This is a genomic window from Lichenihabitans sp. Uapishka_5 (assembly GCF_033947565.1).
GTDB lineage: Bacteria > Pseudomonadota > Alphaproteobacteria > Rhizobiales > Beijerinckiaceae > Lichenihabitans.
This window is the reverse complement of sequence record NZ_JARPVX010000178.1, coordinates 1-2138: the sequence shown is the minus strand read 5'-3', so window position 1 is coordinate 2138 and position 2138 is coordinate 1. Positions and strand designations below refer to the sequence as shown.

The window sequence follows — 2138 nt, the reverse complement described above, 5'->3', positions numbered from 1 at the left end:
AACCGGGGGTACCGAGTTGGAAGAAGGGGGGACGGGGGCGGAGGGGGTGATGTCTGTCGGATCTGTTGTTTCGATCTGTTTATGCATCCAAGCTCTAAATCACTGCTTCAATGACATGGACACCATGGTTTCTATCCTTCATGCTGCGGCGTTGTCGAACATCGAGTCACGCATTTGTCTGATCAAACAAGCACCTCAGAAGTCGACCGGAACAGCGAAATTGCGGATCTCCCGCTTGATTTTCACTTCATCGAACAAGCCGAATACATCCCCGAAAGCATATTTCTCGCCTTAGACACAGTTCATCCGGAAGAGGAAAGCATCGTAAGACGCCTTGCTGCAGGAGGAGCTAAGTTACTCGTTGGACCTCGGGGCTGCGGCAAAACTACTTTAATGCTGAAAGCGTACTATCAGCTGCTACACGCAGAAGATACAACGACCCTTCCTGTATATGTAAATTTCAAGCTGTCTTTGAAGCTGGAGCCTCTTTATCAGAACACCGCGAACGCCGCTTATTGGTTTAGATTATGGCTTCTCCTAAAGATATTCGATGGCATTCACTCCGCAATCGAGCTATCCAACCGCTACTTGCCTACACCTAACCTACCCTCTCGCAAAGAGATTAGCAGTGCAGTCACATCAATCGAGAGCGGGCGACTTGAGACAGTAAAGAACATCGAAAGGTTCAGCCTCGAGCAGTTTGCAGCAGCAATAAGCAATATTCTTGAAGAGAATGACTTAGCTCGATGTGTTCTCCTGCTCGATGATGCTGCTCATGCATTCTCTCCTCGGCAGCAGGAGGATTTCTTCGAGTTCTTTCGCCAAGTAAAAAGTCGGGAGATCTCTCCTAAGGCAGCCATCTATCCCGGAATCACTACGCACTCTCCCACGTTCCATGTAGGCCATGACGCTGAACAGATCGATGTTTGGATCAAGCCGGGCCGAGGGGTTTATGTGGAATTTATGAGGTCCCTCGCCCTTAAACGATTTGGGGGCACTCTTCCGAGAACCCTTTCTACTACGCCCGACGCTCTTGAATTTTTAGCGTTCGCATCCTTCGGGGTTCCTCGCTCTTTCCTAAATATGCTTCGCACGATTTATCATGAAGAAGCAAAACTTTCCAATCGTTCGACACTTGATAGAAGAAGGCTTATAGAAATATCTAAACAGAGCCGTGAAGCTGCGCATAATGTTTACGATTCGTTAAGCTTCAAATTGCCAGCTTACAAGGAATATGTAGCTGCAGGCAGGCTGCTATACCAATCTCTCTTGGCTGGGCTGAAGGATTTCAACCAAGCGCGAGGAGAGGACAACCAAGCTTTAGAAGTAGGATTAAAGAGGCCAATTTCAACAGATATTGAGAAGGTGATTGGGTTTTTCCAGTATGCTGGTTTGCTCATGCCTGCTGGAGAGAACAGTCGTGGCGTAAAAGGTAGTTTTGAAATTTATCTCGTCCACTTCGGCGATCTCATCAATGATAATGTTGTTGTGGGGCGCAGAACTAAGAGTATTTCTCTTTTCGTAAAGGCTTTTACCTCTCAGACTCATCAAGTATGGCCACGTATGTCTAGCGATGGTCTCATTCCGAGCAACCAGCGCTCAGATGCTTTCCGCCTCTCTCTACCACATTGTCAGAATTGTGGAGCCGAACGCGTCAGCGAGAACGCCAAATTTTGCCATAGTTGCGGTTCCCAGCTAAAGACGGCGTCATTGTATGACGAGCTCACCCGGCAGGACATCGCCATCCTCCCTCTAAGCAAAACCATGCTTTCCAGGATCAAGACGCACTCAAAGCTCAGAACTGTCAAAGACATTTTGATGGACTCTGATCGCGTAAAGCTAAGAAGCATACCATTTATCGGCCCAGTGCGAGCCACTCGGATTGCTATGTACGCCGAAGAACATGTTGCTTGAGATATGGACATCGCTGATTTCATCAATGAGGCGCCTCCAAGCGCGCGGCTTGGGATGCTTAATAGATATATGCAGGAGGAGCAGCTGGCTGCTCCCATCGATATGTACAGGAAATCAATGCAAGCATTACTTGACCATGGGTCAGTAGAGCGTTTGGAGGAGCTCCCTTTCCTAGTGCACTGACGCGCACAGAGGATTCACAGGACGCTGGGCTCGTGCGAGTC

At 48.6% G+C, this 2138-nt stretch carries 1 protein-coding gene; it reads left to right on the top strand.

Annotated features, from left to right (window positions below; translation table 11 throughout):
- Positions 1 to 174: 174 nt before the first annotated feature.
- Positions 175 to 1914 (top strand): hypothetical protein, encoded by a 1740-nt coding sequence (locus P7D22_RS22925; protein WP_319936556.1) that lies wholly within the window; start codon positions 175 to 177, stop codon positions 1912 to 1914.
- Positions 1915 to 2138: the final 224 nt, after the last annotated feature.